The sequence below is a fragment of the Streptomyces sp. NPDC107498 genome (genome assembly GCF_055582805.1).
On the sequence record NZ_JBVJPE010000002.1, the window covers coordinates 78,093 to 104,825 of the forward strand.

The 26,733-nt window shown below is 74.7% G+C and carries 22 protein-coding genes and 2 pseudogenes; 12 read left to right on the plus strand and 12 right to left on the minus strand.

The annotated features are described in order from the left end of the window. Positions 1-319: 319 nt before the first annotated feature. On the minus strand, positions 320-877 hold the full coding sequence (locus ACZ66Z_RS03590; RefSeq protein ID WP_469932335.1) for a sortase: 558 nt from the start codon (positions 875-877) through the stop codon (positions 320-322). 322 nt (positions 878-1,199) lie between these two features. Here ACZ66Z_RS03590 and ACZ66Z_RS03595 point away from each other — a divergent pair, with 322 nt between their 5' ends. Together ACZ66Z_RS03595 and ACZ66Z_RS03600 are read left to right on the plus strand one after the other, a co-directional pair. After that, positions 1,200-2,264, plus strand: coding sequence for a right-handed parallel beta-helix repeat-containing protein (locus ACZ66Z_RS03595; RefSeq protein ID WP_469932336.1), 1,065 nt, complete (start codon positions 1,200-1,202; stop codon positions 2,262-2,264). 56 nt (positions 2,265-2,320) lie between these two features. Beyond that, positions 2,321-3,349, plus strand: a complete 1,029-nt coding sequence (locus ACZ66Z_RS03600; protein WP_469932337.1) for a methyltransferase — start codon at positions 2,321-2,323, stop codon at positions 3,347-3,349. 88 nt (positions 3,350-3,437) lie between these two features. On the opposite strand, the gene ACZ66Z_RS03605 is transcribed toward ACZ66Z_RS03600, so the two are convergent. The 7 genes from ACZ66Z_RS03605 to ACZ66Z_RS03635 all read right to left on the minus strand — a co-directional run bounded on the left by ACZ66Z_RS03605 (position 3,438) and on the right by ACZ66Z_RS03635 (position 8,763). Continuing rightward, positions 3,438-3,770, minus strand: a complete 333-nt coding sequence (locus ACZ66Z_RS03605; RefSeq protein ID WP_365223534.1) for a TcmI family type II polyketide cyclase — start codon at positions 3,768-3,770, stop codon at positions 3,438-3,440. 36 nt (positions 3,771-3,806) lie between these two features. Next, positions 3,807-4,286 carry an SRPBCC family protein gene (locus ACZ66Z_RS03610; protein ID WP_469932338.1) on the minus strand — a complete coding sequence of 160 codons (480 nt, stop codon included), beginning with the start codon at positions 4,284-4,286 and terminating at the stop codon, positions 3,807-3,809. Between the two features lies 1 nt (position 4,287). After that, complete coding sequence (locus ACZ66Z_RS03615) at positions 4,288-4,545, minus strand: acyl carrier protein (protein WP_469932339.1); 258 nt, start codon at positions 4,543-4,545, stop codon at positions 4,288-4,290. A gap of 26 nt (positions 4,546-4,571) precedes the next feature. Further along, positions 4,572-5,822, minus strand: coding sequence for a ketosynthase chain-length factor (locus tag ACZ66Z_RS03620; protein ID WP_469932340.1), 1,251 nt, complete (start codon positions 5,820-5,822; stop codon positions 4,572-4,574). Further along, positions 5,819-7,087 (minus strand): beta-ketoacyl-[acyl-carrier-protein] synthase family protein, encoded by a 1,269-nt coding sequence (locus ACZ66Z_RS03625; protein WP_469932341.1) that lies wholly within the window; start codon positions 7,085-7,087, stop codon positions 5,819-5,821. The genes ACZ66Z_RS03620 and ACZ66Z_RS03625 overlap by 4 nt, the downstream gene beginning before the upstream one ends. Further along, a complete protein-coding gene (locus ACZ66Z_RS03630; RefSeq protein ID WP_469932342.1) occupies positions 7,084-7,539 on the minus strand; it encodes a cupin domain-containing protein in 456 nt (151 codons plus the stop codon). The genes ACZ66Z_RS03625 and ACZ66Z_RS03630 overlap by 4 nt, the downstream gene beginning before the upstream one ends. A gap of 99 nt (positions 7,540-7,638) precedes the next feature. Next, a complete protein-coding gene (locus tag ACZ66Z_RS03635; RefSeq protein ID WP_469932343.1) occupies positions 7,639-8,763 on the minus strand; it encodes a SchA/CurD-like domain-containing protein in 1,125 nt (374 codons plus the stop codon). A gap of 232 nt (positions 8,764-8,995) precedes the next feature. Between ACZ66Z_RS03635 and ACZ66Z_RS03640 the strand changes: the two genes are divergently transcribed. Both ACZ66Z_RS03640 and ACZ66Z_RS03645 read left to right on the plus strand, forming a co-directional pair. Beyond that, positions 8,996-10,654: an FAD-dependent oxidoreductase gene (locus ACZ66Z_RS03640; RefSeq protein ID WP_469932344.1), complete on the plus strand. Its 1,659-nt coding sequence runs from the start codon at positions 8,996-8,998 to the stop codon at positions 10,652-10,654. A 189-nt stretch (positions 10,655-10,843) separates the two neighbouring features. Beyond that, on the plus strand, positions 10,844-11,545 hold the full coding sequence (locus tag ACZ66Z_RS03645) for an adenosylcobinamide amidohydrolase (protein WP_469932345.1): 702 nt from the start codon (positions 10,844-10,846) through the stop codon (positions 11,543-11,545). A gap of 117 nt (positions 11,546-11,662) precedes the next feature. Here the strand turns inward: ACZ66Z_RS03645 and ACZ66Z_RS03650 are convergent, their stop codons facing one another. Further along, a complete protein-coding gene (locus tag ACZ66Z_RS03650; RefSeq protein ID WP_469932346.1) occupies positions 11,663-12,310 on the minus strand; it encodes an alpha/beta fold hydrolase in 648 nt (215 codons plus the stop codon). Positions 12,311-12,768: 458 nt separating this feature from the next. Between ACZ66Z_RS03650 and ACZ66Z_RS03655 the strand changes: the two genes are divergently transcribed. After that, positions 12,769-15,009 carry an alpha-N-acetylglucosaminidase gene (locus ACZ66Z_RS03655; protein WP_469932347.1) on the plus strand — a complete coding sequence of 747 codons (2,241 nt, stop codon included), beginning with the start codon at positions 12,769-12,771 and terminating at the stop codon, positions 15,007-15,009. Positions 15,010-15,083: 74 nt separating this feature from the next. On the opposite strand, the gene ACZ66Z_RS03660 is transcribed toward ACZ66Z_RS03655, so the two are convergent. Then, the gene (locus ACZ66Z_RS03660; protein ID WP_469932348.1) at positions 15,084-16,553 is read right to left on the minus strand and encodes a TerD family protein; all 1,470 of its coding nucleotides are present in this window, start codon (positions 16,551-16,553) and stop codon (positions 15,084-15,086) included. A 190-nt stretch (positions 16,554-16,743) separates the two neighbouring features. On the opposite strand from ACZ66Z_RS03660, the gene ACZ66Z_RS03665 reads away from it, so the two are divergent. From ACZ66Z_RS03665 to ACZ66Z_RS03675, 3 genes are all read left to right on the plus strand, one after another. Further along, a complete protein-coding gene (locus tag ACZ66Z_RS03665; RefSeq protein WP_469932349.1) occupies positions 16,744-18,816 on the plus strand; it encodes a DUF4139 domain-containing protein in 2,073 nt (690 codons plus the stop codon). A gap of 8 nt (positions 18,817-18,824) precedes the next feature. After that, positions 18,825-20,387 carry a mucoidy inhibitor MuiA family protein gene (locus ACZ66Z_RS03670; RefSeq protein ID WP_469932350.1) on the plus strand — a complete coding sequence of 521 codons (1,563 nt, stop codon included), beginning with the start codon at positions 18,825-18,827 and terminating at the stop codon, positions 20,385-20,387. 185 nt (positions 20,388-20,572) lie between these two features. Then, complete coding sequence (locus ACZ66Z_RS03675) at positions 20,573-21,766, plus strand: nitric oxide synthase oxygenase (protein ID WP_469932351.1); 1,194 nt, start codon at positions 20,573-20,575, stop codon at positions 21,764-21,766. Between the two features lie 13 nt (positions 21,767-21,779). On the opposite strand, the gene ACZ66Z_RS03680 is transcribed toward ACZ66Z_RS03675, so the two are convergent. Further along, the gene (locus tag ACZ66Z_RS03680; RefSeq protein ID WP_469932352.1) at positions 21,780-22,358 is read right to left on the minus strand and encodes a helix-turn-helix domain-containing protein; all 579 of its coding nucleotides are present in this window, start codon (positions 22,356-22,358) and stop codon (positions 21,780-21,782) included. 146 nt (positions 22,359-22,504) lie between these two features. On the opposite strand from ACZ66Z_RS03680, the gene ACZ66Z_RS03685 reads away from it, so the two are divergent. The 3 genes from ACZ66Z_RS03685 to ACZ66Z_RS03695 all read left to right on the plus strand — a co-directional run bounded on the left by ACZ66Z_RS03685 (position 22,505) and on the right by ACZ66Z_RS03695 (position 24,491). Continuing rightward, entirely contained in the window at positions 22,505-23,341 is an 837-nt protein-coding gene (locus ACZ66Z_RS03685) for an EamA family transporter (protein ID WP_469932353.1), read from the plus strand. Positions 23,342-23,381: 40 nt separating this feature from the next. Next, positions 23,382-24,071 (plus strand): B3/B4 domain-containing protein, encoded by a 690-nt coding sequence (locus tag ACZ66Z_RS03690; protein ID WP_469932354.1) that lies wholly within the window; start codon positions 23,382-23,384, stop codon positions 24,069-24,071. Positions 24,072-24,194: 123 nt separating this feature from the next. Continuing rightward, entirely contained in the window at positions 24,195-24,491 is a 297-nt protein-coding gene (locus ACZ66Z_RS03695) for a hypothetical protein (protein WP_469932355.1), read from the plus strand. An 8-nt stretch (positions 24,492-24,499) separates the two neighbouring features. Here the strand turns inward: ACZ66Z_RS03695 and ACZ66Z_RS03700 are convergent. Next, a pseudogene (locus tag ACZ66Z_RS03700) lies at positions 24,500-24,577 on the minus strand (DUF190 domain-containing protein); the annotation flags it as partial. A gap of 207 nt (positions 24,578-24,784) precedes the next feature. On the opposite strand from ACZ66Z_RS03700, the pseudogene ACZ66Z_RS03705 reads away from it, so the two are divergent. After that, positions 24,785-26,667, plus strand: a pseudogene (locus ACZ66Z_RS03705) (serine/threonine-protein kinase). The last annotated feature ends 66 nt before the right edge of the window (positions 26,668-26,733 follow it).

The following is a 26,733-nucleotide window of genomic DNA, read 5'->3' on the forward strand; positions in this document are numbered from 1 at the left end:
GCGGTGCGCCGACGGGTCGCTTCGAGAACGTGCCGATGGCCGCTTCTCCTGTGCGCCGCGCTCCGTCCGTGCGCTCGCAGCGTTCATGACTCGCTGTGAGCGCTCCGCAACACATCGGGGAGCATAGTCAGTTCGGGTTCGCCGTGTGACCTTGCTGGAAGGACGGCCTCCACCGGTCATTCCAGGTAAAGAAAAGCGACTGACTGCCGTATGGAAACGCAAGGAACCGATCACGTTCTGGCGTCTGCGGCACAAGGGAGTGGCCGCCACCCGGACATCCGGATGACGGCCACTCCCTGCCGGGGACAAGGCCCGGCGGTCAGGCGGAGGTACGGGCTCCCTTCGCGCGTCGGCGCAGCCGGACCGCCCCGCCCGCCAGGGCGCCGGCCAGCAGGACGCCGCCCAGGGCGAGCGGGGCGTCCGTCGGGTCCGACGCGAGCGGGGTGCCCGTCGGGTCCGACGCGGCTCCCCCGGCGGGGCCCGCCGCGCCGGCCGCCCAGCCGAACCCCGCCTCCACGCCGCCGTGGGGCCGGCCGGAGATGCGGTACGTGGCGGTCTGCTTGATCCGGGGCGGACACTTCAGGGTGACCGTGTCCGTGCCGGAGACGGCGCCGTCCGGGACGACGAACTCGCCCACCAGGACACCCGCCCGATCGCCCGGCAGGAGGTGGAACCCGCCGCCCGCGTCCGACTCCCCCTTGCCGTAGGTCTCCTCACCGCACGCGGTGGTGGTGACGGTGACGGTGGTGCCGGGTGACGCGTCCGACGGCGTGATCCGCACCTCGGGTTCACCGGCGGCGGCGAACGCGGTGGGGGCGGACAGGACGACGGCGCCGACGATCAGGCCGACCTGCAGACCGGTACGTGCGCGACGCATGCTTCTCTCCTTCGGTGGAGCTCTCCGGCCGGCTCCTTCGCGCGGCACCTGTGCTGTGCTCCGTGCACGAGGCAAAGGCCGCCGCGCGGTCCCCGCAACACGGGGACCGCGTTCGGCCGTCCTCCGGTCGGGCTCGCGCCCGCCGCCGGGCGCGCCCGTCGCGGCAGGTCAGCGCGGTGGGAGTACCGCCCCACGGGTGAACCCGCCCCGCACGCGAACGGCCCAGTGCCGGTGCGCCTCCGCGCCGGGGCCCTCCGGCGGCTCCGGCACGACCGGGGGATCAGCGGTGGCGGGCCGGAACACCCGCTCATAACTTCGCGATATGACGAAACGACAGATCGCCCTCCTGGCGTGCACCGCGGCCCTCACGACCTCGGGGCTCGGCGCAGCCGCGCCGTCGGCCCACAGCGGGTCGGTGCACCGGGTGAAGCCGGGCGAATCGATCCAGAAGGCCGTGGACTCCGCGCGCCCCGGCGACACGGTCCTCCTCGCCCCGGGCACGTACCGCGAGAGCGTCCGCATCACCACCCCGCGCCTGACCCTCCGCGGTTCGAGCGTCTTCCCCACCGTCCTCGTGCCCGCGAGCACCCCCGGCGCCGACGCGTGCGCCCTGGCGGGCAACGGCGTCTGTGTCACCGGCACCGAGGCCCGTCCCGTCGAGGACGTGACCGTGCGCTCGCTGACCCTCCGGGGCTTCGCCAAGAACGGCCTGTGGGCCCGGTGGACCGACCGCCTGCGCGTCCAGGGGGTGACCGCCGAGTCCAACGGCACCTGGGGCATCGCCCAGGAGCGTTCCGTGCGCGGCGTGCTGCGGCACAACGTCGCCCGGAACAACGGGGACGCCGGGCTCTTCCTGGCCAACACCGTCACCGAGGAGGGAGGGGCCACCGACACCCACGGCACCGTCGTCAGCGGCAACCGCGTGTCCGGCAACCGGATCGGCATCACCGTGCGGCGCCTGCGCAACCTGACCGTCGACCACAACGAGGCGACCGGCAACTGCGCCGCCGTGTTCGTCGTCGGCGACGAGTCCACGCCCCGCGCCGGGGCGATGACCGTGCGGCGGAACGACATCCACGGGAACAACAAGCTGTGCCCGAAGACCCCGCGCCTGCCCGCCCTCCAGGGCTCGGGCATCGTGCTCACCGGCGCCGAGGACACCGTCGTCGCGCACAACAGGGTCGAGGACAACGTGGGCAACTCGCCCATGTCGGGCGGCATCGTGCTGTTCAAGAGCTTCGTGGGCGTCCCCAACGAGCGGATCGAGATCCGCGACAACGTGGCGCTGCGCAACGGCGCCGCCGACCTCGCCGACCGCGACACCGGCAGGACCAACACCTTCCGCGGCAACACCTGCGGCGTCTCCCAGCCCGCGGGCATGTGCTGACCGCCCCTCCCCCACCCCCACCCGTACGGCACGACAGCAAAGGCAAGGCGAAACAGATGACGACCGTCGATCCCGCTCCCCCGCCGCCCATGCGGCTGAGAGAACTCGTCTTCGGCGCGGCGTGCGCCGCCGCCGTGCGCGCGGCCGCCCGCCTGGGCGTGGCCGACGCCCTGGGCGACACGCCCATGACCGCCGAGGACCTCGCGGCCGCGGCGAAGACCGAACCGCGGACCCTGCGGCGGCTGCTGCGCGCCCTGTCCTGCCAGGGCGTGTTCGCCGAGCAGCCCGACGGCACCTTCGCGCACACGGAGATGTCCCGTCTGCTGCGCGAGGACGACCCGCACAGCCTGCGCTACATCGCGCTGTGGTGCACCGAGCCCTGGACCTGGGACGTCTGGCCCAAGCTCGACGAGGCGGTGCGCTCCGGCCGGAACGTCTTCGAGGACGTGTACGAGCGGGAGTTCTTCTCGTACCTCAACGAGGAGGCGCCCGAGTCGGCGCACGTGTTCAACCGGGCCATGACCACGTCGAGCAGGCAGTCGGCCGAGGACGTCGCCGCACTGCTCGACCTGCGCGGGGCCTCCTCCGTCGTGGACATCGGCGGCGGCCAGGGCCACGTCCTGGCGAGCCTCCTGGAGAAGCACCCCGCGCTGCACGGCACGCTGCTCGACCTGCCGGCGGTGGTCGGCAACGCCGATCCCCGGCTGCGGGAGAGCGGCTCGCTGGCCCCCCGGGTCCGGATCGAACCCGGTGACTGCCGGGAGGACATCCCGGTCAGGGCCGACGTCTACATCATCAAGAACATCCTGGAGTGGGACGACGACAGCACGCGCAGGACGCTGGCGAACGTCCGGAAGGCCGCGGAGCCCGGGGCCCGTGTCGTCGTCATCGAGAACCTCGTGGACGACACCCCGTCGATGAGGTTCACGACGGCCATGGACCTGCTCCTGCTGCTCAACGTCGGCGGTGCGAAGCACACCCGGCAGAGCATGGTGGAGCGGCTCACCGACGCCGGGCTCGTCATCGGCGAGATCCGTCCGGTCAACGCGTACCTCCACGCCTTCGAGTGCACCGTGCCCGCCTGACCGGGCGGCCCACGGGGCCGGAAAACCCAGGCCGCCCGCTCCGCGTCTGACGCGGGGCGGGCGGCCTGGGTTTCACCGGGTTCCCGGCTCAGGAGCCGGCGTCCCGCTCCCAGCGGTAGAAGCAGTGCGCCATGGCGTCCTTGGGTCCGCGCCAGGTCGTCGGGTCGTACGCGCTGACGTACGCCGACAGACGCTCGCTGACGCCGCGGAACTCGGGGTGTCCGACCAGCCTGGCGACGTTCGGCGCCGGGTCCTGCTCGGACTCGATGAGGTGCAGGTAGACGTCGCCGAACTGGAACAGGCTGCGACGGGCGACCCCCACCAGGTGCGGCAGCTCGCCGCGGTCGGAGTCGGCGAACACGTCCGCGATCGCGGGCGCCGAGCCGGGCGCCATGCGGGCGACGATCAGAGCGTGGTGCATCGGTTTCCTTCCTCGAACGGTCCTGCCCGGTGGCCGTCAGGCGGGCGTGACCGGCGCGCCCTGCCGCTCGTCGGCGGCCTGCACGATGCGGTCCCGGATGAGGGCCATCTGGGTGCGGGAGTTGCGGTTGATGTTGTCCGTCATCCACGCGTCGTCGACGGGGGCGTCGGGCTTCATCGCGAAGTCCTGGACCCACCGCATCTGGACGCCGCCGGGCAGTTCCTCGTACTCCCAGACGATGTCCATGTGCGCGAACGGCCCGGTCTCGACGCGGCGGGCCCGGACCCTGCGGTTCTCGCGGTCCGTGGTGCGCTCCGACACCCAGCTCCAGACCGTCCCGTTCTCGTCGGGGTGCATGGTCAGGCGGAACCTGGTGGTGTCGCCCTTCCGTTCGAGGACCTCGACGGAGGCGTACTCGCTGAAGAGCCGGGGCCAGTTCTCGATGTCGTTGGTCATCTCCCAGACGAGGTCGAAGGGAGCGCCGATGGTGATGCTGTTGTCGGTGTGTCCGGACACGTCAGACTCCTGCGAGGGTGTTGTTGACGAGGGCGACGAACTCCGCCGGCGTCTTGCAGCGCTCGGCGTCGGTGGGCAGCGCCACGCCGTGCCGGTTCTCCAGCTCGCCGACGATGCCGAGGAGGCCGAGCGAGTCGACGCCGAGGCCGCTGAAGGGGGTCTCGGGGGCCTCTTCGAGCCGTGCGGGGTCGACGGTGACGCCGGCCGACTGCTTCATCAGCGCGGCCAGGTCGCCGAAGGTGAGTTCGGTGGTGATCATGTGCGTTTCTCCTTCCCCGCCCGGTCCTACCGGGCGAGTCCGCCACCGCGGCGCACGACGAGCGCCGCGTTGGATCCCATGAGTCCCCTGCTGAGGACGAGGGCCGTGCGCAGCTCGGCGGGCCGAGCCGCGGACATGACCACGTCGAGGTCGCAGTCGATGTCGTACACGTTGGGGGTGGGGGGCACGAGGCCGTGTTCCATGGCGAGCACGGCGGCCGCGGTGTCCAGGACGGGTGCCCCGCAGTAGGCCCGGCCGTAGCCGGTCTTGGGGGCGGTCACCGGGACGCGCGTGGCGTGCGCGCCCAGTGCGTCGGCGATCGCCAGGGCCTCGGCGCGGTCCGCCTCCGGCACGCCGAGGGCGTCGGGGAAGACCACGTCGATCTCCTCCGGTGCGCAGCCGGCCTCGTCGAGGGCGACCCGGATGGCGTGGGCGAGTCCCTCCCGGGACTCCTGCCAGCGGGAGGCGCCGGTGAAGGTGGCGCCGTGGCCGGCGACGGTGGCCCGTACGGTCGCGCCCCGGTCGAGGGCGCGGGCCTCGTCCTCGACGAGGAGCATGGCGCCGCCCTCGGCGGGGACGAAGCCGCACGCCTTGGCCGTGAAGGGGCGGTAGGCGCGGTCCGGGTCGTCGACGGTGCTCAGCTCCCGGTAGCCGAGCTGGCACACCATCGAGTACGGGGCGAGGGGGGCCTCCGCGGCGCCGACGACCACCGCGTCGGTCTCCCGCCGGACGGCGCGGGCGGCGTGGGCGAGGGCGTCGAGGCCGCCGGCCTCGTCGCTCGCGACCACCCCGCACGGGCCCTTGAAGCCGTGCCGGATGGAGATCTGGCCGGTGCTCGCGGCGTAGAACCAGGCGATGGACTGGTACGGGCCGACGAACTTGGAGCCCTGTCCCCACAGCTTCTGCAGTTCGCGCTGGCCGAACTCGCCGCCTCCCGAGCCGGCGGCGGTGACGACGCCGATGGAGAAGGGGTCCTCGGGTCCGTCCTCGCGGGCCAGGCCGGCCTCGTCGAGGGCGAGCGCGGCGGCCGCCATGGCGTAGTGGGTGAAGCGGTCGGTCTGGACGAGGAAGCGCTCGTCGATGAGGGCCGAGGCGTCGAAGCCCTCGACCTGGCCCGCGACCTTCAGGGGCAGGTGCTCGCAGCCCTCGCGGGTGATCCGTCCGAGTACGCCGAGGCCTTCCCGGACGGACTTCCAGTACGCGTCGGTGCGCAGTCCGTTGGGGGCGATGACACCGATGCCGGTGACGACCGCCCGCCGTGGCCGCTGTGTGCTCATCGTTTCCTCCCGCCCGGCCCGGTCAGGAGCACGGCGGACTGGAAGCCGCCGAAGCCGCTGCCGACGGAGAGCACGTTCCTCAGCCTCCGGGGGCGGGCGGTGCGCGGCACGTAGTCCAGGTCGCACTCGGGGTCGGGGATCTCGTAGTTGGCGGTCGGGGGGACCACCTGGTGCTTCAGGGCGAGCACGCAGGCGGCGACCTCTATCGCGCCGATCGCCCCGAGCGAGTGGCCCACCATGGATTTGATGGAGCTCATGGGCGTGTCGTACGCGTGGGGGCCCAGGGAGCGCTTGACGGCGGCGGTCTCGTGCCGGTCGTTCTGGCGGGTGCCCGAGCCGTGCGCGTTGACGTAGTCGATCGCCGTGGGGTCGAGTCTGGCCTGGCCGAGCGCGGTGTCGATCGCCCGGGCCATCTCCCGTCCCTCGCCGGTCAGACCGGTCATGTGGTAGGCGTTGCCGTAGGTGGCGTAGCCGCTGATCTCGCAGTAGATGTGCGCGCCGCGGGCCCTGGCGTGTTCGTACTCCTCCAGGACGAGGACCGCCGCGCCCTCGCCCATGACGAAGCCGTTGCGGCGGTCGTCGAAGGGCTTGGAGGCGTGCTCGGGGTCGTCGTTGTCGGGCGACGTGGCTTTGATGGCGTCGAAGCACGCCATGGTGATCGGGGAGATCGGGGAGTCCGACGCCCCCGCTATGACGACGTCCGCCCGGCCCTCCTCGATGGTGTGGAAGGCGTAGCCGACGGCGTCGAGGCCGGAGGTGCAGCCGGTGGAGACGGTCTGCACCGGCCCCTGGGCGCCGAACTGTTCGGCGACCACCGCGGCGAGCGTGCTGGGCGCGAACGCCAGGTGCAGCTGGGGGTCGGCGGCGCGGTGGTCCACGTCCCACCGTCGCCCGCCCTCGCTGACCAGGACGTAGTCGTGCTCCAGGCGGGTGGTGCCGCCGACGGCGCTGCCGAGGCTGACGCCGACGCGCCAGGGGTTCTCGGCGGCGGTGTCGAGTCCGGAGTCGCGTACGGCTTCTCCCGCGGCGACGACGGCGAACTGGACGTACCGGTCGTTGTGCTCGCTCAGCTCCGGGGACAGGCCGTGGGCGTACGGGTCGAAGTCGCACTCGGCGGCGATGCGGGAGCGCAGGCCGACGGGGTCGAACAGGGTGATGCCCCGGGTCGCGGTCCGCCCCTGGGAGAGGAGGTCCCAGAACGCCGCCGTGCCGGCGCCGCCCGGTGCGACCACGCCGATGCCGGTGACGGCCACGCGCCGGGTCACTCGAGTACCCCCTCCCGCTCCAGCGCCCGTCCATGGTCGCCGTCGCAGGAGTGCGGTTCCGTCGTGGTGGTGTCCTCGGTGTCGACGTGGCCGAGGCTCGGGTGCGGGGCGAGGGGGCCCAGGTGGAAGACCATGCGGGCCTCCACGTCGCCGACGTTGCGGAACCGGTGCCGGACGTCGATGGGGATCAGCAGCCCCTGTTCCGGCCGGAGCTCGTGCGTCTCGCCGTCCAGGTCCACTTCGAGCAGGCCCTGGACGACGTACACGAACTCCTCGGAGTACGGGTGGTAGTGCTCGCCGATGCGGTCGCCCGGCTGGATGATGGCCAGCCCCATGAAGCCGCTGGTGGAGCCCACGGTGGCGGGGGTGAGCATGGCCCGCAGGTCACCTCCGCGTCTGCGGTTGGGTTCCGTGTCGCTCAGGTTCACGATGTGCGGACGCTGCTGGAGCATGGTTGATACCTCCGGGTGTGGCGATGACGTGTGACGCACGGTCGGGCGGGCCCGCGGCGAGGGCCGGGGCCGGCCGCGGGGCCGGCCCCGGACCGTGCCTCAGGAGCCGGCCGAGCGACGGTCGGTGACGGGCAGCATGTCGGCGTGCGACAGCAGCCGGTTGAGGTTGCGGTCGGTGTCCAGGGGCCCCTCGACGCCGATCGCGGCACCGTCGAGGAGCCGTTCGAGCACCTTGGCCTTCCGGTCGCCCTTGACGCCGAGGGCGGCGGCGGGATCGAGGTCGAGGTCGCCCTCGACGTCGACGAGGCGCACCACGACGTCGTCGCGCTGGAAGACGGTGCTGCCGTACACCGGGCTGTCGGGGTCGACCGCCGCCTCCGCGTCCTGCTGGGCGAGCAGCCGGGCCAGGTCCGAACCGCGGCCTTCCTTGGCCGGGTAGTACAGGGCGTGGCGCCGCAGGCCGGCCGGTTCCGGACGGGCGGAGACCACATGGTGCACGGCCGGGAGGGCCGCCCGGGTGAAGAAGACGCGGGCCGACTCGGGGTCGGTGAGGTCCCGGTCCTGCTCCAGGTAGGGGTTGATGGCCTCCTCGACGGCCCGGACCCCGGGCTGCCGTGCGACGTGCCGCAGCGCGGACAGGAGGTCGCCCTCCACCTCGACGGCCCGCACGACGCGGTTGCCGTGCATGAACAGCGAGGTGCGGCGCAGTCGCGTGTTCTCGTCGACCTGGGCCTCGGGCGACTCGTAGCCGGCCAGGAGCTCCGCGACCTTGGACTCGGAGCCGGGCTTGACGGTGAAGGTGAGCGCGTGGCGGGTCACCCCGTCGCCCACGCGGGCCGCCACCTGCTCGCCCGGGGCGGTCTCGGACGCGAGCGGCCGCTGCTGTGCGCCGGTCTCCCGGAGGATGCTGTAGCGCATGGACCGGGTGTCCCGGACGCAGCTGTGCATCGGCTTGACCACCTCGACGTGGTCCTCGCTGTTCACCCAGGCGAGGAAGGGCGGAGCGCTCTCCCACTCGCTGGTGATCAGCCACTGCGAGGGGTTCTCGATGGACTGGCACAGCTGGTCACTGATGTGGCCGGGGACGTCGGCCACCTGCCTGCGCATGACCTCGTACGCCTCGAGGAACTGCTGCTGGGCTCCGTCGTACAGGTCGAGCAGCAGGATCACCCGCAGCCTGGACCCGTCGAACACCGACTGCGATACGCGTGCCGCGCTGGTCATCCGGCGCACCTCTTTCTCGTCTGCGAGAGCGGGGAGGGACCGCCGGGCCGGGAAGGCCGGGGTCGTCATGTACCGAACCTTCACGCGGCCCCGACGTCCACGCGAGCCCCACGGGGCGGATGAGTGAACCGCGCGTCATTCGGGTGGCCACCGCGCACGGTCCCGGGCTCGACAGGGCAGGCATGTGCATCCCATCCCCGACCCGCGTCACCGGTGACGCTGGAGGCCATCGATGAAACGAAGCGAAGCGACCGGTGAGATCGGACACCGCACGCCCGTCCTCATCGTGGGCGGCTCCCTGGTGGGCCTGTCCACCTCGCTCTTCCTGGGACGTCTCGGCGTGCCGCACATGCTCGTCGAACGTCATGCGGGCACCTCGATCCACCCCCGCGGACGCGGGAACAACGTGCGCACGATGGAGGTGTTCCGCGGCGCCGGTGTCCGCGGGCGCATCCACGAGGCCGCGAAGACCCTGTCGTCGAACAACGGAATCCTGCAGACGCCGACCCTGGTGGGCGACGCCGGCGAGTGGCTGTTCCGGCACATCGACCCGGGCGGCGGCCTGGCCCGGTTCAGCCCCGCCGAATGGTGCCTGTGCAGCCAGAACGACCTGGAGCCCGTGCTCCTGGAGGCCGCGCGGGAGCTGGGCGGGGACCTGCGGTACTCGACGGAGCTGATGTCGTTCGAGCAGGACGGCGAGGGGGTCACGGCCCGGGTCAAGAGCCGGGAGACGGGCGAGCACACCACCGTCCGGGCGGACTACCTCGTCGCGGCGGACGGTCCGCGCAGCCCGGTCCGCGAGCAGCTCGGCATCGGGCAGACCGGGCCGGGCGACCTGTTCCACAACGTGAGCGTCACGTTCGAGTCGCGCGACCTCGCGGCCGTCGTCGGCGACCGCCGCTTCATCGTCTGCTACCTCACGAGCCCGGAGGGGGACGGGGCGCTCCTGCCGGTGGACAACGCCCGGAGGTGGGTCTTCCACGCCCCCTGGCACCCCGAACTCGGCGAAACCCTGGAGGAGTTCACCGACGAGCGGTGCAGGGAGCACATCCGGCGCGCCGTGGGCGTGCCGGACCTGCACGTGGAGGTCACGGGCAGGGCTCCCTGGCACGCGGCCGAGCGGATCGCCGAACGGTACGCGGACGGGCGGGTGTTCCTCGCCGGCGACTCGGCCCACGAGATGCCGCCCACGGGAGCCTTCGGCTCCAACACCGGCATCCAGGACGCGCACAACCTCGCCTGGAAGCTCGCCGCGGTACTGGACGGCTGGGCCGGTCCCGGCCTGCTCGCGTCCTACGACGCGGAGCGCCGGCCGGTCGCGGAGGCGACCAGCGCCCGTGCCTCGTCGCGCTCGGTCGAGCACAGCCACCCGGGGTACACCCCCGGCCCGGGGGCGGGCGGCCCGGGCGGGAAGCGGGGCGGCATCCTCAACGTCGCGCTGGGCTACCGCTATCCGCACGGCGCGGTCCTGGGCGCGGACCCGGCGGTGGCGGTCGTCCCGGACGGGCTGCGGCTGACGGGCGAGCCCGGCAGCCGTTCGCCGCACCTGTGGCTGGACCGCGCGGGCGAGCGGATCTCCACCCTGGACCTGTACGAGCGGTCCTTCGTGCTGCTGAGTTCGGCGGGGGCCATCGGCGGCTGGCACACGGCGGCGGCGCGCGTCGCCGAGCGTCTGGGGGTGCCCCTCGACTCGTACCGGATCGGCGACGGGCCCGACGCGGAGCTCTCGACCGCGGACGGCGAGGACTGGGCGGAGGCCCACGGCGTCACCGTGAACGGCGCGGTGCTGGTCCGTCCGGACGGATTCGTCGCCTGGCGGTCCGAGGGGACGTCGGAGGACCCGGAATCGGCCGTGCGGGCGGCCCTCACGGCCGTGCTCGCCCTGGACTGACGGGCCGGTCCGCACCACCGCGACGCCCACCGGACGGGCGGGGCGGTCCGCGTTCCCACGGGAGCGGACCGCCCCGCCCGTCGGCGTCGGGGCGGGGGCGGGATCGAGGCCGGTATCGGGGGCGGGACCGGGCCGGAGTGTGCGACGGACCGACCGGAGCCGCTCCGAGAGCCCGCGTTAGGGTGTGGGGTGCTTCCGCGAACCCTTCTCACCGGCCCGTCGCTGGCCGACGCCGCGCTCCTCCGCCACGTGGAACAGGGCCGGGAGTGGCCGCTCCTCGTGTGGGCCCCGGGTCCGGGCGTCCGCATGGTGTCGAGCGCCGTCCTCGGCGGAGGCCTCGGCGAGCGCGCGTGGGTCGTCAACGCCCAGGTCCCGCCCGGCTACGCCCGGCTCGATCCCGTCGCCCACCTCCGTGACCTGGCCTCCGGGGCGGGCCTCGAAGGCGCGGGCGTGGGGCTCATGACCGCGGCGTCGGTCGCGGACCGGCGGCACGCCGTGGACGGCGGCGCGCAGGCCCTGGTCACCGCCGGGATCGGGGTACGGGGCTGGGCCGCGGCTCCGGGAGCCGGCGACGTGGCGGCGCCCCGGCCCGGCACGATCAACATCGTCGTGTCCGTGCCGGTGCCGCTCACGGACGCCGCGCTCGTGAACGCGGTCGCTACCGCCACCGAGGCCAAGGTGCAGGCCCTGGTCGAACTGGGCGCCGACGCCTCCGGCACGCCGACGGACGCGGTCTGCGTGGCCGCGCCCTCGCCGGGCGCCTCCGGGGACTCCGTCGAGTCGTTCGCCGGACCGCGGTCGCTGTGGGGCGCGCGGCTCGCCCGCGCCGTGCACACGGCGACCCGGGCGGCCTGCGCGGGGCTGCTCGCGTCCCCGGCCGCCGCCCGCTGATCCGACGCACGCCTTCCCGTCCGTCCCCGCCGTTCTCCTCACCGGTCGGCTGCTCCCAGCCGTTCTGAGTCGTTCTCAGCCGTGCGAGAGCGGTGCCGCGGTTGCTCTCAGCCGTTCTCAGCCGTGCGAGAGCAGTGCCGCGGTGAGTTCGGCCGCGCGTCGGTGCCAGAGGTCCGCGCCCCGGAGCATGGCGTGCCCGCCCGTCGGCATGGGTATGCCCGCCGCGTCGGCGCCCGCCTCCCGGGCCCGGCGGACGAACTCCCAGGACTGACGCGCCGAGGTGACCCGGTCGGTCTCGTCGTGGAGCAGGTAGAGGCGCCGGCCTCCGAGGTGGTCCACGGGCTCGTCGGCGGGGCACCACGGCGCGAGCGCGACGACCCCGCGCACGGCGGGGTCGCCCGCCGCTCGGAGGGCGGCCCGGCCGCCCATGGAGTGGCCGAGGAGCACGACGGGCACGGGCCCGGCCTGCTCCCGGAGCCGTCCGAGGGCGGCCTCGGCGTCCCGGGCGGCGTCGGCCCGGGCGCCGTTCCAGCCGCGGTGGCGGTAGCGCACCTCGGCGATCAGCACCCCCCGGCCCCGGACGGCCCGGGTCACGGCGGCGGCGAAGGGGCGCATGCGCAGGGCCGGCAGGTTGAGCGCGGGCGGCGGCTCGGGGCCGTCGGCGCGGCCGCCGTGGAGCAGCAGCACGGCGGCGGTGGGCACGGCGGGCGCACTGCGGACGACGAGCGCGGTCGGATCGGCACGCCGGGTCGGGCACAGGGTCATCGCGTCGCCGTCCCGATCGGGCTCCGGTGCGATGGCCGGGGGACGCACCCGCTCGTGCGGGCCGTGCGGGCCGTGTGACCGGGCCGTTGCGCCATGGGGTCTCCAGGAGTCGCTTGCCGTCAGAGGGCCGAAGTCTGCCAGGCCCCCTGGCCGTCAGGTACACCGCGCCCCCGTCGACGGGCCGTCGCCGCGGGCGCGGGCCGGAGGCGAGGAGGACGGCGGGGACGGTCGTGGCGCCGCTCCCGCGGAACGGTCGTCGCGTTCCGGGCGGCCCGTCCCGTGGAAGCCCGCTCGGCTCGCACCCTCGACTCGAACGCACGCACCCGCAAGGATGAGCGCCGTCGGTCCTCCGGCTCCGCTTGCGCGGCCGGGGGCGCGGGGCGTCGGAGAGTGGTCGCCCCGGGGCCCGATCGGAGAAGACAGGCCCTGGCCGCCGTCCCGTTCGAGCAGGGAGCCAGATGGGCAGCCGCCTGATCCGTCGTTGCCGCAACACCCTCGTCGTCGCGGTGCTCGCCGTCGTGACCGCCGCCGCGCCCGGCGTGCCGGCTCCGCCGGTCGGCGCCGCCTCCGCCGCCGTGCCCCCCTTCGATCCCGGTCCGGCCCGGGCGGGGCTGGAGCGCCTGCTGCCGGCCCGGGCCGCGCAGTTCACCCTGGTCCCCGTGGAGGAACCGGGCTCCGGGGACTACTTCTCGGTCTCCGGAGAGGCGGGGGAGATCGAGGTGCGGGGCACCTCCCCGGCCACGCTGCTGACCGGCGTGGGCTGGTACCTGGAGCGGGTCGCGGGGGTCGACATCGGCTGGCCGGGCGACAGCGTCGGCCGGCTGCCGGCCGTGCTCCCCGCGGTGCCCGGGACGATCACCCGGTCGGCGAACGTGCCGCACCGCTACGCCCTGAACGACACCGACGAGGGCTACTCCGGCGCGTACCGCGACTTCGCCTCGTACCGGCACGACATCGACCTGATGGCGCTGCACGGCGTGAACGAGGTCTTCGTGCCGACCGGGGCCGAGTACCCGTACTACCGGGTGCTCCAGGGGTTCGGCTACGACGCGGCGGAGCTGCGCGCCTGGATCCCCGGCCCCGCGCACCAGGCCTGGTGGCTGCTGCAGAACATGTCGGGCTTCGGCGGGCCGGTCTCGGAGCAGCTGATCGAGGCCAGGGCGGCGCTGGGGAGCCGGATCGCGGGGCACCTGCGCGCGTTGGGGATGACGCCCGTCCTGCCGGGCTTCTTCGGCACGGTGCCGCCGGACTTCGCCGCCCGGAACCCGGGCGCGGTCACCGTCCCGCAGGGCAGGTGGGTCGGGTTCGCCCGACCCGACTGGCTGGATCCGACCGGTCCCGTCTTCGCCGAACTGGCCGCCGCCTACTACCAGGCGCAGCGGCACCGGTTCGGTGACAGCGACATGTTCAAGATGGACCTGCTGCACGAGGGCGGCACCCCCGGACCGGTCGACGTCGCACGGGCGGCGGCGGCCGTGCAGCGGGCCCTGGACACCGCGCGCCCCGGGGCCACCTGGGTCATGCTCGGCTGGCAGGACAATCCCTCCGCGACGCTCCTGAGCGGTGTGGACCGCAGCCGGCTGCTGATCGTCGACGGCCTGTCCGACCGTTACGAGGGGCTCGACCGCGAGGCGCAGTGGGGCGGTGCGCCCTACGCGTTCGGCTCGATCGCCAACTTCGGCGGGCACACCAGCCTGGGCGCCAACACCGGCGTGTGGACGGACCGTTTCCACGCGTGGCTGACCCGCCCGGACAGCGCGCTGCGCGGCATCGCCTACCTTCCGGAGGGCACCGGCGGGAACCCCGCCGCGTTCGACCTCCTCACCGAACTGGCCTGGGAGCCGGGCCCGGTCGACCAGCGCGCCTGGTTCGCCGCGTACGCCGCCCGGCGCTACGGCGACGCCGACCCGCACGCGGCCGCCGCGTGGGAGGCGCTGCGGCTCGGCCCGTACAGCGGCGCTTCCGGCACGTGGAGCGAGCCGCAGGACAGCCTCTTCACCGCGCGGCCGAGCCTGACGGCGGTCAAGGCGGCGCGCTGGAGCCCGCCCGCCATGCGGTACGACGCCGAGACGGTGGAGCGCGCCCTCTCGGAGCTGCTCCGGGTGGCTCCGGCGCTGCGGAGCTCGGACGCGTACCGCTTCGACGTGGTGGACGTGGCGCGCCAGGCGCTCACCAACCGCGGGCGCACGCTGCTGCCGCGCATCAGGAGCGCGTACGAGACAAAGGACCTGGAGGGCTTCCGGGCGCTGGTGCGCGAGTGGAACGCCGCGGAGGAGCTGCTCGGACGGCTCGTCGCCTCCGACCGTCGCTTCCTGCTGGGCCCGTGGCTCGCCGACGCCCGCGCCCGGGGGGCCGACGCGGAGGAGCGGGACCGGCTCGAGTACGACGCCCGCTCGATCCTCACCACCTGGGCCGACCGGGGGCCGAGCGAGAGCGGCGGCCTGCACGACTACGCCAACCGCGAGTGGGACGGCCTCGTGCGGGACGTGTACGGGCCGCGCTGGGCCGCGTACTTCGCGAGCCTCGACACGGCGCTCGTCCGGGGCACGGCGCCGGTCGCCATCGACTGGTTCGCCAGGGACGACGCCTGGGCCCACGGCCGACAGGCCTATCCGACGTCGCCGAGCGGTGACCCGGTCGCCCTGGCGACCGAGGTCGATGCGGCTCTGGCCCTGTCGTCCACCGCCGCGCGCCGATGAGGCGCGGGGCCGTGGACGACGGGAGGGGGGCCGCCGCGCGGTGACGGGACGGCCCGACGGCGGTGCCCCTCCGGTCACCCCCGGCCGCGCGTGAACCAGTTCTTCCGCGAGGAGGGGCCGGCCTGCTCGTCCGGCCACGTCGGATCGCCGGGGGCGGCGAAGGGGACGGGCTCCGCCGCGCCCGGCGGAGCCGGGGGCAGGGGCCGGGTCGGCGGCTGCAGGCGCTTCAGCCGCGCCCGCCACGGACCGTCCGCCATCTCGAACCGGACGACGAGCGGCCCCTCCGGCAGCGGAACGGTCTCGCGCCGCTTGCCGATCTCGTTGACCACGTTCTCGTACTGCGGCAGGGTCGTGTGGTCGTCGTGCCCCGCGAGTTCGTAGACGTGGACGATGAGGTTGTCGTCGCCGCGGTAGTGGACGGCCATGTCGGCCACGCCTCCCGTGTGCAGCAGCACCTCGGGGCCGCGGAACTCCGCGTCCTCCTCCGTCAGGCGCCGGGCCGCCGCCAGCGGCGACACGACGATCTGCCAGGGCCCCTCGGCCTGCAGTTTCAGGCGCAGGGTCCCGTGCTCGGGGACCGTCGCGAGCAACCGGCCCCGGAAGTCGTCCTCCGTGCTGTTGACGAGGTTCTCCTCCTCCTTGTTGCGCCGGTTGAGCACCCAGAGTCCCGTGTACCCGTCGCCCCTGACGTCGAGCTGGACGACGACCGGCCCCGGCGGGAGCCCGCCCACGGTGATCACGTCGTTGTCCCGGCCCGTCTCCGTGTACGGCTCGAAGACGGGTCCGTACGTCCACCAGTCGGCGGTGGAGGCGGGAACCGGCGACACGTGCGGGACCGGCCCGGAAGGGACCCCGACGGGCTGGACCGCCACCGGAGCAACCGCCGCGGGCGGGGGCGCGAAGGCCGGGACGGGCGCGGGAGGCACCGCGGGCGGGGGCGCGAAGGCCGGGACGGGCGCGGGAGGCACCGCGGGCGGCGCCTGCGGCACGGCCGGGTGCGGCACGGCCTGATGCGGCGCGCCTCCGCCGGGCGGTGTGCCGTCCGCGCCGGCCACGTCCACGCCGTGGTCCGTGGCCAGACCGGCGAGACCGCTCACCCATCCCTGGCCCACGGCGCGGAACTTCCAGCCGCCCGCCCGCCGGTAGAGCTCGGCCAGCACCATCGCCGTCTCCCCGGCGGCGTCCGTGACGTCGTACCGCGCCACCGACGTGCCGTCGGGTGCGAAGGCCTCCACCGACAGCCCGGCGGCGTCGCGCATCGCTCCGTGCTCCGTCGAACCGACCACGAGGACACGGGTGATCTGCTCCTCGACGGCGGTGAGGCCGACCTCCAGCCACGCCGTGCCGGCCTGCCCCGCCCCCGGCACCGCCTCCGTCAGCCGGACGGCCCCGGAGGGGTGCACCGGGGCGCCGTGGAAGACGACGTCCCCGTCGCCCCTGACCGTTCCGGTCTCGCCCAGCAGCAGCGCCATGGCGTCCACGCCACCGCGCACGGCGATCCTCAACGGCACCGACGGAACGAACCCGTTGCTTCCCTTGGTCATCTCCCCCACGACGTCCGACCTTTCCTTCCGTGTTCCCGCGTTCCCGCCCGAGCCCCTCGCAGAGAAGATCTTGCAGCCGACGGCGCTCCCGGGACAAGGTCCCGGTCCTGCCGTGCCCCCGGCGCCCCGGGACCGCCCGGACCGGTCAGGCGTAGGCTTCCCCCGACACGGGCGGGGCAGAGGGGGGCGCATGACGGTCGGTACGGTGCCGAGGTGGGGGTCGAGCCTCGACTCGGTCGTGGTGTACGCGCGGGGCGCGCTCTGCCGGCGCCTGGCCCGGGGCGTCGTGCCCCCGGACGGCCGGGTGCGGGTGACGGGGCTGCCGCGCGCGCTGGACCCCGGTTCGCTGCGGGCCCGGGTCCTGGGCGCCTCCGGGGCGCGCGTCACCGAGGCGCGCGTGGAGGTCGAGGCGGAGCCGGGCGCCGACGGCGGGTCCGACGGCCTGCGGCGCGAGGTCGACCGGTTGGAGGAGGCGCGCGCGGCGGCGGAGGCGCGCCGGGACCGGCACCGTGCCCTGATCGAGGAGGTCGGCGGTCTGCGCCCGGTCCCGCCCGGTCGCAAGCGCGACGATCCGCACCGCCGCACCCCGGTCGACGCGTGGCTGGAGCTGGCCGATTTCGTCGACGAGCGGCTGACGGGGCTCCACGCCCGGCTCGTCGAGCTGGACGAGGCGCTCCGGCTCGTCGAGCACGAGCTCGAGGTGGCCCACGACAGGCTCGACCGCGCCTCCACCGACGCGCCGTCGGCGCACGTCGGGACGACGGTCTCCGCCGTGCTGGCCCTCGGCGGCGCCGGGGAGGCGGAGGAGGTGGAGCTGGAGCTGGAGTACGGCGTGCCGGGTGCCGTCTGGGTGCCGACCTACCGCCTCGCCCACCGCCGGGGCGACGGCAGCGGCCGGCTGGTGCTGCGCGCGTCGGTCGCGCAGCGCACCGGCGAGGACTGGACCGGGGTGCGCCTCGCCCTGGCCACGGCCGACCTGGGGCGCCGCACCGACCTGCCGGCGCTCCGCTCGATCCGGATCGGACGCCGTCAGGCCGCGCCCGCGCCGTCCGGCTGGCGCGAACCCCCGACGGGGCTCGCCGACCTGTTCGCCGGGTACGCGGCGGCGGGCCCGGCGCCCTTCCACCGCGGTTCCGCGGTGGGGGGCGGTGCGCCGGGCGCCGCGGCCGGGGGCGCCGCGGCCGGTTCCGTGCCCCTTCCCGTGGCGGCGCCCGCCCCCGTACCGGCGCCGGCGCCGTTCTCGCCTCCGGCGTTCACCGGGCCGCCGCAGCCCGGTGGCGCGTACGGCGCCGCTCCGGCGGCCTTCGGCGCCGCCCCGCCGGGCGGCCCGCCGCGTGGCGGCGGTGCGGGCTTCGTCGCAGCCGCCCCGCCCCCGGCTCCCGGGGCTCCGGGCGCGGCGGCCCCGCCACCGCCACCGCCGGTGGGCCCGCCGCGGCCGAGCGGCGCCGAACTCGACTACGCCTCCCTGGTGCTGTCCGGCCCCGAGGAGCCGGGCGATCGTCGCGGCCGGCTGTTCCCCGGCTCCTCGTCCGACGCGGTGGCCGCCGAGTACCGCCGCCGCGCCGAGGCGGTCGCCGCGCTGCCGCTGCCCAGCCACGCGGTGCGCCCCCGCGCGTCGGCGGGTTCGTTCGACCACCGCTTCGACGCCCCGGCCCGGGCCGACGTGCCCTCGGACGGCACCTGGCACACCGTCACCGTCGGCGAGATCCCGGTCGTCCTGGGCACCGAGCACCTCTGCGTGCCGTCCGTGGAGCAGACCGTGTACGCCACCCTCACGGTCTCCAACACCACCCGTCAGGCGCTGCTCGCCGGCCCGGTGGAGGTCACCGTCGACGACGACTTCCTGCTGACCGCCGCGCTGCCCACGCTCGCGCCCGGCGGCGTCCGCCGACTGGGCCTCGGTCCCGCCGAGGGCGTCCGCGTCACCCGCCGCACCCATCTGAAGGAGTCGACGGCGGGCCTGCGCAACAACGTGACCGTGCTCGACCACCGCGTCCACGTGGAGCTGGCCAACCGCCTCGCGGGGCCGGTCACCGTCGAGGTCCACGAGCGGGTGCCGGTCTCCTCCGAACCGGACGTCCGCATCGAGGAACGCGCCGACTGGACGGTGCCCGAGGACGGCACCGCACCGGAGCCCCACGCCCCGGGCACCCGCGTCTGGCGGGTGGAGCTGCCCGCCGGCGGCACCGCCGTGCTCGACGGCGGCTACGAGATCCGCATACCGGCCGGCAAGGCCCTGGTCGACGGCAACCGCAGGAGCTGACACACGCCATGTCCACGGAGACCGGGCCGATCGCCCTCCCCGTCACCGCCGTCACCTGTCTGGAGGACCGCGCCCACGTCGAGCGCACCGCCGTGCTCGACCTGGAGGCCGGCGTCCAGCGCCTTCGCCTCGGGCCGGTCAGCGCGCTCGCCGTCGACCGCACCCTGCACGCCGAGTTCGCCCCCGGGCATCCGGCCGCCGTCCTCGACGTGCGGCTCGTCCGCGACTGGACGCCGCGCGGACCGGTGCCGCCCGCCGAGGACGACTCCGCGCTCCGCCACCGGTCCCACGCCCTGGAAGGGGAGCGCCGTTCCCTGGAGCAGCGCCGCGACCGGCTGCGGACCCGCCTCGACCTGCTGGGCCGGCTCGCCGCCGACCTGCTGCGGGAGATCGGCGAGGGCGCCGGTTCCGGGGAGTCCGAAGGGTCCCGCTGGAGCCGCGAACTGGACCGGGTGGACGCCGAGCGCGACACGTACGGCGAGGAGCTCCGCGCCGCGGAGGCGCGCCTGACCGCCCTCGGTGCCGAACTCTCCGAGGTCCGCCGGGCGGTGGACCTCGCCGAGGAGGAGCCGGCCGAGCTCGTGGCCCATGTCGAGCTGACCGTGGAGGCCGGGGCCGCGGGGCCCGCGCGGCTGCGGCTGAGCCACCTCACCCCGTGCGCGCTGTGGCGGCCGGCCTACCGGGCCGTGCTCGACGGGAAGTCCCTGACGCTGGAGACGGACGCGGTGGTCTGGCAGCGCACCGGCGAGGACTGGTCGGACGTGCGGCTGACGCTGTCGACCGCGCGGTCGGCCCTGGCCGGTGATCCGCCGCGGCTGGTCGAGGACCGGCTGACGCTCAAGGACCGGACGTCGGCGGAGCGCCGCGCGATCGACGTCGAGGTGCGCGAGGAGGAGATCTCGACGCTCGGGCCGGCCCCGGTGCTCGGCCTGCCGGGCGTGGACGACGGCGGCGAGGCGCGGGTGCTGCACTCCCCCGCGCCCGTCTCCGTGCCGGGTGACGGGCGCGCCCACCGGGTGCCGGTCTCGGCGTTCACGACGGCCGCCGACAGCGAGTACGCCTGTGCGCCGGAGCTCTCCCCGCTGGTCACGCAGGTGGTGCGGTTCGACAACCTGTCCGGCCACGCGCTGCTCGCCGGCCCGGTGGACCTCGTCCGGGGCAGCGGGTTCACCGGCCGCGGCACGCTGGACTTCACGGCTCCCGGCGCCGCCGTCGAGCTCGCCTTCGGCAGCCGTGACGACCACCGGGTGGTCCGGCACGCCGAGGAGTCCCGCGACACCGTGGGCCTCGCCCAGCGGACCGTGGTCACCCGCACGGTCCGGCTGCACCTGTCCCGGTTCTCGCCGCCCGGGGAGCGGGACGACCGGGTGGTCGTCCTCCGCGAGCGGATCCCCGTCTCCGAGGTCGCGGCGGTGGAGGTGCGCCTGCGCGAGGAGGCCTGCTCCCCCGCTCCGGACGCGGTCGACGCCGAGGGCATCGTGCGCTGGGACGTCGCCCTGCCGCCCGGCGGCCGGCGGACGGTCACGCTGGTGTACGAGCTCTCGGCGACGGCCAGGGTCGGGGGGATCTGAGCCGGGGACCGTCGGCTGGATCCGAGGCGGGGACCACCGGCTCGCCCCGCGTCGTGCCGACGGCCCTCCCCGGGGCCTCGGCGCCGGGCACCCTATCAGCCCGGCACCCCTCCCACCCCGGACTCCCGCCACTCTCCACAACCGTGCGGACGCGTGCGGTAGTCATGGGGACGGGAGGGAACACCTTGGTCTTCAGTCTGGGTCGCCGCCGCAAGGCCGCCGCCGTCAGCGCCTGTCCGTTCACGTCCGAGCCCCCGTCCGACGCGCGGCAGGCCCCGCCGCACCCGCGCACACCGGAGGTGACGGACCGTCGGGAGGCGGAGGGCTTCGTCCGGCAGTTCCATCACGAGCAGCCCGAGGCCGGGGACGTGGAGCGCCGGGTCCGCGAGGTGCTGGCCGAGATCGACCGGACCGGCACGTACGAGCACACCCCGGCCGAACTCTCCTTCGGCGCCCGCGTGGCGTGGCGCAACGCGGCCCGCTGCATCGGCAGGCTCTACTGGAGCAGCCTCGTGGTGCGCGACCTCCGGCACGTCGCCTCGGCCGACGGCATCGCCGCCGCCTGCTTCGAACACCTGCGGATCGCCGGGAACGGCGGCCGGATCCGCCCGGTGATCTCGGTCTTCGCCCCCGACCGGCCGGGGCGCCCCGCGCCGCGGATCGTCAACGACCAGCTGGTGCGCTACGCCGGGCACGACACCCCCGAGGGCCGCTGGGTCGGCGACCCGCGCGGCGCCTCGCCGACCGCCCGCGCCCGCAGCCTGGGCTGGAAGCGTGCCGAAGAGGCCTTCCAGGTGCTTCCGTTGATGGTGGAGGAGCGCCCGGGCGCGCGACCGGAGTGGTACGAGCTTCCGGAGGACGCCGTCCTGGAGGTGCCGCTCCGGCACCCCGACCACGAGTGGGCGGTGGAACTGGGGCTGCGCTGGTACGCGGTGCCGGCGATCAGCGACATGACGCTGGAGATCGGCGGGGTGCGCTATCCGGCGGCACCGTTCAACGGCTGGTACATGGGGACGGAGATAGGCGCCCGCAACCTCGCCGACGCCGAGCGCTACGACCTCCTCCCGGTGGTCGCCGACCGTCTGGGCCTCGACCGCTCCTCGGAGCGCACGCTGTGGCGGGACCGGGCGCTCGTCGAGCTCAACGTGGCGGTGCTGCACTCCTTCCAGGAGGCCGGGGTGACGATGGCGGACCATCACACCGAGTCCGAGCGCTTCCTGCGGCACATCGCGCGGGAGAGCAGGCACGGCAGGCCCACGCCCGCCGACTGGAGCTGGATCGTCCCGCCCGTGTCCGGCTCCACGACTCCGGTCTTCCACCGGTACTACGACCCGGTGGACGCGTCCCTGCGCCCCGCCTTCCTCGCCCGGGAGCGATGAGGCCGACGCCGCGTCAGGCGGTCGGGCCGGGCGGCAGGTGGACGGTCATGATCAGGTGGCAGGTCGTCTCTCCCGCGCCGCGGTAGGCGTGGGCGGCGTCGCCGTCGAAGGTGGCGGTCTGCCCGGCCTCGACGGGGTGTTCCGTGCCGTCGACGACCAGGGTCATCCGGCCCGCGGTGACGCTGACGGTCTCCACGACTCCGGCCTGGTGGGGGTGGCTGGGGTACTCCTCGCCCGGTTCCAGCGTCCAGCGCCAGACCTCGACCGGAGCGGGGCCCGAGGTCGTGAGCACGAGCCGGGCCTCGCTGCCCAGCCTTCCGGCCCAGAGCGGCGCGACGGCGTCGGCGGAAACGACCCGGACGCGGCCTTCGGCCGGACCCTCGAGGAGGGCGGAGACGGAGACGCCGAGGGTGTCGGCGAGCCGGACGAGGGTGGCGAAGTTCGGGTTGCCCTGGGCCTTCTCCAGGCCCACCAGGGCGCCCTTGCTGACCTGGGCCCGTCTGCCGAGTTCGTCCAGGGACAGGCCGGCGCGGTTGCGGGCCGTCCTCACGTTGCGGGCGAGGGTCCGCAGGGCTGCCTCTGTCTCGGCCATCCGATCACCGTTCTCGGGAGTGGAGCAGGGGTCGTGGAGCTGCGTTCATGGAGCAATGGAATGCACCGCCCGGTCGTTCGGTTGACACAGCACGGTCGGTTCGTTGTACGGTCTGGTCGTTCCGATGACATAGTAAGGGATGTGCCGTGATCGCTCTGCTGCTGGCCCTGGGCAGCTCCCTCGCCTACGGGTGCGCCGACTTCCTCGGCGGCCTCGGCGCCCGCAAGGCCCATGTCCTACGGACCGTGCTGATCGCGGCGCCGGCCTCCCTCGCGGTGGAGCTGCTGCTCTGGCCCTTTCTCGGCGCCTCGTTCGACGCGGGCGTCCTGGGCTGGGGCGCCGCGTCCGGCGTCGCCTCCGCCGCGGCCTTCGCGCTGCTCTACCGGACCCTGGCGATCGGGCCGATGAACGTGCTCTCGCCCGTGACCGCGCTCGTGTCCGCCATGCTGCCCGTCGGCGTGGGCCTGCTCCAGGGCGAGCGCCTCGGCGCGGCCGGCCTGGTCGGGCTGCCGCTCGCCCTGGCGGCGGTGGTCCTGGTCAGTGCCGGACACGGCTCCGGCACCGCGCGCCCGTCCCGTACGGCGCTGCTGCTGGCCCTGGGCGCGGGCGCCGCGATCGCCCTCCAGCTGGTCTTCCTGCACCAGGCGCCTCCGGACAGCGGAGTGGCGCCGCTGATCGTGGGCCGCGCGGTCTCCTCGGCCGTGACCCTCGCGGCGGCCGCGGTGCTGTACCGCAGGCTGGGCTCCGAGCGGCCCGCGTACGCCCTGTCGGCGGCGGCGGGCGTGCTGGACTCGGTGGCGAACCTGCTCTTCCTGCTCGCCGCCCGGGGCGGCGACCTCGCCGTCGTCGCCGTGATCACCGCCCTCTACCCGGCGGGCACGGTCCTGCTCGCCCGTGGCGTGCTCGCCGAGCGCATCCACCGGGGCCAGCTCCTCGGTCTGGGGACGGCGGCCGTGGCCGTCGGCCTCCTGGCGCTGACCTGACCGCACCCCTCTCGTCCGCACGCACGAACGGAACTCCCCCGTGACCGACTTCCACCTCGCCCCCACCGTCGCGGACGCCTTCCCCGGCTCCCTCGTCGCCCTGGTCACCGCCACCGGCCTGCGGGGCCGCGAGCCCTGGCCCCGGACCGCGGCCGCCCTGACCGAACTGGAACGGCGGTTCGCCGACGGCACCTGGCGCCCCGCCGACGAGACCGACCCCCGCATCGAGGACTGGCACACCGCCTACCGGTCCTTCGGCACCAACCCGCGCCGCGTCCGCCCCAGCGTCGACGCGCTCGGCCGCCGCCTCGCGAAGAAGGGCGCCCTGCCGCGCGTCAACCCCGCCGTCGACTCGTACAACGCCGTCTCCGTGCGCCACGGCCTGCCCGCCGGCGCCTTCGACCTGGACCACGTCACCGGCGAGGTCTCGATCCGTCCCGCCGACGGCACCGAGGTCTTCACCCCGCTCGGCGAACCGGACACCGTCGAGAACCCGAGGCCCGGCGAGATCGTCTACGCCGACGCCCTCGGCGTCCTGACCCGGCACTGGAACCACCGCGACGCGCACCGCACCCGCGTCACCGAGGACTCCACCCGCGTCACCTTCGTCCTGGAGACCCTCGACGCCGGGCGGGACGGCCCCCTGCTGAAGGCCGCCGTGACCGAACTCCGGGACCTCCTGGCCCCGCACGCCGACGGAACGACCGTGCGGTACCTGGGCCCGGGATGACCGCCTCGCCGAGGGCCCTGCCGAGTGGCCCCACCGGAGGGGAGGGAGGACGCTGGTACTGAGCACGTCCGGGGCCCCGGGCGTCCCGAACGGAGCGCCCGCCCGGTCGGGAAAGGCCGCGCCATGCGCATGCTGCTGAAGGTCGAGATGGACACCGCGGCCTCCAACGAGGCCATCAAGCGGGGAAACCTGGGCAGGACCGTGGAGGAGACCCTCGAGCAACTCCGCCCCGAGGCGGCGTACTTCACCGTCGAGAACGGCTGCCGGACCGGATACTTCTTCTTCGACCTGGAGGACCCCTCCCACCTGCCGAAGATCTCGGAGCCCTTCTTCATGGAGATGGGCGCCAAGGTCCACTACTCACCGGTCATGAACCCCGAGGACCTCCGCAAGGGCCTCTCGGCGATCACGCCTGCGTGAGCATGCGCGTGGATCGGCGAGGAGGCGCCGAAGCCCTCGGTCCCGCGGAACACGCCCGCGCCCGCGAGACCCGCCTCGCGCGCCCGGACGCACGGGGACGTCGCCGCGTGCCCGTCGCCGTCACATCTCCGACCCGCCGGAGGAGTTGGGCGCGGAGAGCCGCTTCCGGGGGCGTGCTCGCGGAGCGTGCCGGGCTCGCGGACGCGGAGGCCACGACGGACGCGGCCGGGAACGCGTCCCACCGGTAGGGTGCCCTCCGGAAAACGGTGTTCTGCGTGGGGAGACATGGATTCATGGGCGGTCAGCAAGCGGACCGGGGCGGCTCCGAGGTGTTCCGGCCGCTGTCGGCGGACGACCCGACGACGGTCGCCGGATATCGGCTCGCCGCCCGGCTCGGCGCCGGTGGCATGGGCAAGGTGTACCTGTCGTACACGCCCGGCGGTCGGCCGGTAGCGATCAAGCTGATCCGTCCCGAGTTCGGCGAGGACGCGGAGTTCCGCCGCCGGTTCGCCCAGGAGGTGCGCTCGGCGCAGCGCGTCCAGGGCTGTTCACCGCCCCCGTCATCGACGCGGATCCCGACGGCGCGCAGCCCTGGCTGGCCACCGCGTACGTGCCGGGACCGTCGCTCGCCGACGCGGTCGTGGCGCACGGCGCGCTGCCCGTGGAGACGGTGCTGCTGCTCGTCGCGGGCATGGCCGAGGCCCTGCACGTCATCCACGGCGCGGGCATCGTGCACCGCGACCTGAAGCCGTCGAACGTGCTGCTCGCCGCCGACGGGCCCCGCGTCATCGACTTCGGCATCGCGTACGCCGCCGACGCGACCTCCCTGACGGGCAGTGGAGTCACCATAGGGACACCGTCGTTCATGGCTCCCGAGCAGGCGGCGGGCCACCCGGTCACCCCGGCCACGGACGTGTTCGCGCTCGGTCAGGTCGCGGCGTACGCGGCGACGGGCGTCCCGGCCTTCGGGGAGGGGACCGGGCACGGGGTGCTGTACCGGATCGTGCACGAGGAGCCGGACCTGAGCGCCGTGCCGGAACGGCTCACCGAGCTGGTCACGCGCTGCCTCGCGAAGGAGCCCGAGGCCCGGCCGACGCTCTCCGAGATCATCCGGCTCTGCCAGGCCGCGAACGCGGCGACGGTGCTGCGCCGGCCCGAGGACTGGCTGCCGGGCGCGGTCTCCGCCGAGATCACGGCCCGGGCGGCGGCGCCCGCTCCCCCGCAGACGCCCCCGCCGCCGACCGTCGCACCGGCCGTGCCCTCCGTGCCGTCCGCGCCGCCGGTGGCGTACTCGCCGACGGCTCCGACCGTGCCCTCCGCGCCGCCCGGCTACGGCCCGCCGCCGAGCACCGTCCCCGGCGCCCCGTCGGGACCCGTCGCTCCCTCGGGCCCGGTCGCCGCCGCTCCGACGCCCGCCTTCGCGTACGCGCCGACGCAGGGCCCCGCCGCTCCCGCCTACCCGCAGCAGCCCTGGCCGGGCCGGCCGGGGCCGACGGGCCACCAGCCGCAGCAGCCGTCCCAGCAGCGGAGGAAGGGCGGTGGGCGCGGTCTCGTCGTCGTCCTTTCCGCCGTCCTCGCCTTCGCCGTCGCGGGCGGTGCGACCGCCTACGTCGTGCTGAAGGACGAGGACGGGCAGGCGTCCTCGAACGCCGGCGGGAAGCCCGGCGGAAAGGGTTCGGCGAACGCGGGCGGCTCCGGAGGCACGGGGACCGGGACGGGCACGGGGACCGGCACCGGGGCCGGGAGTTCCGCACCGAAGCCCTCGACGGCGCCGGCCCCGCAGGCGGCCACGTACAAGGACATCGACCTCACGGCCGGCTACCACCTGACCCTCGGGGACGAGAACGTGCGCCCGCAGGACGGGGAGGACAACAACTACGAACTCTCCTACGACACGGGCGGCTACCTCGACGCCGAGAGCAGCGGCGGCAATCTGGTGCTGCTCGACCCGGGCCAGGAGGGCTCCCTCGAAGCGTGCCGCGCGGAGACCCGGTTCACCCAGAACATCTACGTGAACAAGCTGTCGCCGGGCCGTCAGGTCTGCGTCACGACGGGCACGGGCCACCTCGGCCTGCTCACCGTCAGGGCCTTCTCCCCGGAGGACTCGCCGAGCACCTACATGACGCTCGATCTGACGGTGTGGCGCAACGCGGCTCCCTCGGCGTCATCGAGCTGATCGCTTTTGCCGACGTATTCCGCGATCTGAATACCGATCCGATCAAGGGAGGTTCCAAACCGATCA

What these genes read in the sequence shown, in the direction of transcription:
- ACZ66Z_RS03600 (WP_469932337.1), top strand. Translation starts at nt 2,321, where the DNA reads ATGACGACCGTCGATCCCGCTCCCCCGCCGCCCATGCGGCTGAGAGAA.
- ACZ66Z_RS03680 (WP_469932352.1), bottom strand. Translation starts at nt 22,358, where the DNA reads ATGGCCGAGACAGAGGCAGCCCTGCGGACCCTCGCCCGCAACGTGAGG.
- ACZ66Z_RS03630 (WP_469932342.1), bottom strand. Translation starts at nt 7,539, where the DNA reads ATGCTCCAGCAGCGTCCGCACATCGTGAACCTGAGCGACACGGAACCC.
- ACZ66Z_RS03605 (WP_365223534.1), bottom strand. Translation starts at nt 3,770, where the DNA reads ATGCACCACGCTCTGATCGTCGCCCGCATGGCGCCCGGCTCGGCGCCC.
- ACZ66Z_RS03595 (WP_469932336.1), top strand. Translation starts at nt 1,200, where the DNA reads ATGACGAAACGACAGATCGCCCTCCTGGCGTGCACCGCGGCCCTCACG.
- ACZ66Z_RS03635 (WP_469932343.1), bottom strand. Translation starts at nt 8,763, where the DNA reads ATGACCAGCGCGGCACGCGTATCGCAGTCGGTGTTCGACGGGTCCAGG.
- ACZ66Z_RS03655 (WP_469932347.1), top strand. Translation starts at nt 12,769, where the DNA reads ATGGGCAGCCGCCTGATCCGTCGTTGCCGCAACACCCTCGTCGTCGCG.
- ACZ66Z_RS03670 (WP_469932350.1), top strand. Translation starts at nt 18,825, where the DNA reads ATGTCCACGGAGACCGGGCCGATCGCCCTCCCCGTCACCGCCGTCACC.
- ACZ66Z_RS03640 (WP_469932344.1), top strand. Translation starts at nt 8,996, where the DNA reads ATGAAACGAAGCGAAGCGACCGGTGAGATCGGACACCGCACGCCCGTC.
- ACZ66Z_RS03660 (WP_469932348.1), bottom strand. Translation starts at nt 16,553, where the DNA reads ATGACCAAGGGAAGCAACGGGTTCGTTCCGTCGGTGCCGTTGAGGATC.
- ACZ66Z_RS03665 (WP_469932349.1), top strand. Translation starts at nt 16,744, where the DNA reads ATGACGGTCGGTACGGTGCCGAGGTGGGGGTCGAGCCTCGACTCGGTC.
- ACZ66Z_RS03695 (WP_469932355.1), top strand. Translation starts at nt 24,195, where the DNA reads ATGCGCATGCTGCTGAAGGTCGAGATGGACACCGCGGCCTCCAACGAG.
- ACZ66Z_RS03620 (WP_469932340.1), bottom strand. Translation starts at nt 5,822, where the DNA reads ATGAGCACACAGCGGCCACGGCGGGCGGTCGTCACCGGCATCGGTGTC.
- ACZ66Z_RS03650 (WP_469932346.1), bottom strand. Translation starts at nt 12,310, where the DNA reads ATGACCCTGTGCCCGACCCGGCGTGCCGATCCGACCGCGCTCGTCGTC.
- ACZ66Z_RS03615 (WP_469932339.1), bottom strand. Translation starts at nt 4,545, where the DNA reads ATGATCACCACCGAACTCACCTTCGGCGACCTGGCCGCGCTGATGAAG.
- ACZ66Z_RS03590 (WP_469932335.1), bottom strand. Translation starts at nt 877, where the DNA reads ATGCGTCGCGCACGTACCGGTCTGCAGGTCGGCCTGATCGTCGGCGCC.